Source organism: Microcoleus sp. OTE_8_concoct_300, from assembly GCF_031383065.1.
Lineage (GTDB): Bacteria > Cyanobacteriota > Cyanobacteriia > Cyanobacteriales > Microcoleaceae > Microcoleus.
This window is the reverse complement of the sequence record NZ_JANMZH010000517.1, coordinates 1-3,800: the sequence shown is the minus strand read 5'-3', so window position 1 is coordinate 3,800 and position 3,800 is coordinate 1. Positions and strand designations below refer to the sequence as shown.

Sequence of the window (3,800 nt, the reverse complement as noted above, 5' to 3'; positions counted from 1 at the left end):
TAGTCAAGGATTCGCCGCCAAAGTCCTCGACAAACATCACGAGGCTGTTTTGGTATTTTTGCAAGTCATAAACCTGTACGACTCCCGGCTCTTTTAGCTCTTGGGTGATGCGGTATTCGGTGCGGTAGCGCACCAATTCTTCAGGTGTGGGGTAGTTTTCTTTGAGAAGTTTGAGGATAATCGGCTGGTTATCTGCTTCCCGAATGGCCCGGTAAACCAGAGAGTTGGCACTTTCATAGAGAAGTGTCTGGGCGACAACGCCTGCAATAGAGAGCATATTGATTTTTCTGCTAAAAATTAACGCGCAGTCAAAACGCACCAGCTTTATTTCGACCATAGCGCGTTAAAAAGGAAAAAATAAGGTTTGTTAACAAATGTTTAGTTTTTTGGCTTGGCTAGCAGCCTGCAAATACTTTCTGGTTGCTCGGATTGCGTGAGCCTAGTTTGTAGAGTGCCTTAGGAGTCGATCGCATTTTCTGTTGCCAAGATATTCAGATATAGCAACCGCGCCCGATAGTGAGGACGTTCTTAATCGCTCAAACCATTAGATATCTCCAAAAACTCCTAAAACCTCTCCCGGCTTGGTTTATGCCTGCCTGCCCCATGCCTGGCAGCCATAAACCAACGCTTAAATAAGCGTAGAAATATTTTTTAATAAAAAGTACCTAAATTTTATTGCCTAATTTTCCCTATTTTTTTCCTGTTTATAGCTACTTTTATGGAGATTTACCTATGGCACCAGTCCGCCATCTTATTAATCCACATACGAGCAGAATTACTGGCTCATAATTGTCAATTTATGAGCGAAATCTCTCGGTTGCTACTCGAAAAATATTCATTCATCTAATTAGAGGTTCTACAAAAAATCTTTTTTAGCCTTCTATTTATTTGCTTTTTTGTGAGCATCTGTAATATCTTTACTTCGAGTTATTTTGTGAGGAGTATCAATGAGGAGTATCAATTAGTAATTCCCCTACATAAGCTGTATCCCCTTAAAATTTTTGATCTGAATTCCCTTCATAGCCTCGGTAAATCCAAATTTTATGTCTGCCGTTGCTCCTGTTTATCTAACTACTACATCAAGGATTTATTGCCACAAAGCATCACAAGTAGTTTCTTTTATCAGGGATTGTTTTCATCCTTACCTGAATAGTTTTTTTTCTGAAACTTATAGTCTGTAAGTCTTTCGATTGGCTGTTCATAGCTATCTACACCGCAACTCTAATTTCCTTAATATTTCAAGAATTCATTGCCATTACGCAGCATTTTTTGTATTGGTTATAATAAAGAAGCAGGCAACAGTCTCTAAAAAAATTTATTTATTTGTGAAAGATGTAATTAGCTGCTGATTCCGTGACTCCCTATTAGACTCCTAACATTTTAAATGTGGGAAGATGCTGTAAGTATACGCTTGGTCAGGAGAATCTGATCGGCAATCTCTAGTTGAGGTGGGCTACCACCTCCCCCTTTGATGATGCGAATTTTAGAATTATCTTGAACTTTTTGCTGCTGGTTATACAAAGTTTAAGCATGAGTAATTATTCCTATGAGTTGGTTCGAGTCTAGACCCAATAGCCTCGTGGTTTCTCAGGGATGTTTTTCTATTTCCAAAGTTGACTCATGAAAGTTAAGGTAAAATTCTATGATAATATTGAAGCGCTCGCACTGTTAGTTTATTTGTTGAAGATATCTAATGAAACTAGCCTTCTTTTCTATACAGAGTGCTGCAATGTTAGCGATCGCAGCCACTATTTTGAGTACAGCGGTGGTACAAGGAGAACCAATTGTTCCCGCACCCAATGACGCTGGCACTACTGTGACGCCTAGCGGCGATCGCTTGAATATTACAGGCGGTCAAACTTCTAAAGATGGAGCGAATCTTTTCCACAGTTTTCAAGAGTTTGGGCTGAGAGAAGGGCAGAGTGCTAATTTTATTTCTACTCCCGCTATTCGCAACATCTTAGGACGGGTAGTAGGCGGCAATCCTTCTATTATTAACGGCTTAATTCAAGTAAGTGGCGGCAATTCTAACCTGTTTTTAATAAATCCTTCTGGTATTATCTTTGGTCCTAATGCTAGCTTGAATCTTCCGGCTGCTTTTACGGCTACTACTGCTACTAACATCGGTTTTGATTCCGGTTTGTTCAATGTTGCGGGGGCGAACGATTACAGTACCCTCATAGGAACTCCTAACACTTTTTACTTTGATCTCAGCCAACCGGGAAGTATCCTCAATGCAGCTAATTTAGCAGTTATGCCTGGACAAAGTATAACTTTAATTGGTGGCACTGTGGTGAGTACGGGTTCCCTCAATGCTCCCCAAGGTAATATTATTGTCGCTGCTGTCCCTGGTGAGAATGCTGTTCGGATTAGTCAAGAAGGGCATTTATTAAGCTTAGAAATTGGGGTTGCTGACGGGGGATTGTTGGCGCAGAATGGGCAATTATCTTTGCCTTTGTCTCTTCCGCAATTGCTTGCGGGCGCAGGTGAGAACTCTGCTACTGGTATCTCCGTTAACGGTGCAGGAGAAATGGTTTTGACGGCGGGTTTGAGGGTGGAAAGCGGAGATGTGGCAATTGCTAGTTCTACTGTTAATAGTCAGAATGCTACACTCTCGGCAGCGAGGAATCTCACTTTGGTAGAAAGCCTGCTACTTACTGAGAAGAATTTGTATCTGTTGGCAGGAGATACGGTGCGGGTGCGGGATGGAAGTTATCCTTTCAGGGCGATCGCAGGCGGTAATCTTACTATACAAGGTAATCAAAATATTGATATCTTCGCGCTAAATTACCCTAACCCTGCATTCCAATCCTCCGGGGATATCACATTATTGAGCAATGGCACTGTTTCCGGTGATGCTCACTTCGCTGCGGGTGGTAATTTTGCTATTCTCACATTGTCTGGCGATCGCGGCAGGTTTGTGAGTTTGTTCGACCCGATTATCAGTTCGGATGGAGATGTGAGGTTTGGGGATTATACTGGAACCTCACTTAAGGTGGAAGCAAAAGGTGCGATCGCGGCGGGAGATATTAGTATCACTCGGCCAGATACTACTTTGTCACGTTCTGCCGATCCAGATGCGGCGGTGCTTTCAGGTAGTCCAGCTTTAATTCTGCGATCGGGCGTTTCGACTCTGGCGAATGCTGCGAATCTGTCGCCGAATGTCACCGCAGGGGAGACATTTTTTGCTTCTGGGGGTGTTGCTTCGGGCAATAGCATCGGAGTGGGAGCGATTTCGACCTTAGGCGGGCCTGTGATTTTGGAGTCGAGAGGGGACATTGGGCTGGATGCGATCGCCACTTCTGGGGGCAATATTAGTCTCAAAGCTGGTAGGGACATCGCCGTTACAGGCACTCTTCAGTCTATTGGCGGCAGTATTGACCTCACGGCTGGCAATTTGCTCACAGTCAGCGGCATTTTTAGAGATCGCAGCGGTGTAGATGTGAGCATTTCCAGCGCTAATGACACGGGTGGCGGGGCGATTACTATTGACCACGGGGGGAGCACGACTACACCCTTTATTGTCGGCGATGGGACAACGAATGGGACGACGGGAGCGATCGCATCAGGTTCCGAGACAATTTCGCCACAGTTCTCGGTGCGGGTGCCGCCTAGCACTTACACTCAGGGCAATATTACTATCATTACTTCCGCGCCATCTCCAACACCACCAGCAACATCTCCGACACCACCAGCAACATCTCCGACACCACCAGCAACATCTCCGACACCACCAGCAACATCTCCGACACCACCAGCAACATCTCCGACACCACCAGCAACATCTCCGACACCACCAG

General features: G+C 44.6%; 2 protein-coding genes. One reads left to right on the top strand and one right to left on the bottom strand.

Translation table 11 applies throughout. The features are described 5' to 3' along the window. Positions 1-277: hypothetical protein (locus ACUVJL_RS23935; RefSeq protein WP_445248120.1), on the bottom strand; the 277-nt coding region annotated here is incomplete at its 3' end. A 1,416-nt stretch (positions 278-1,693) separates the two neighbouring features. Between ACUVJL_RS23935 and ACUVJL_RS23930 the strand changes: the two genes are divergently transcribed. Next, positions 1,694-3,800: filamentous hemagglutinin N-terminal domain-containing protein (locus ACUVJL_RS23930; RefSeq protein WP_445248119.1), on the top strand; the 2,107-nt coding region annotated here is incomplete at its 3' end.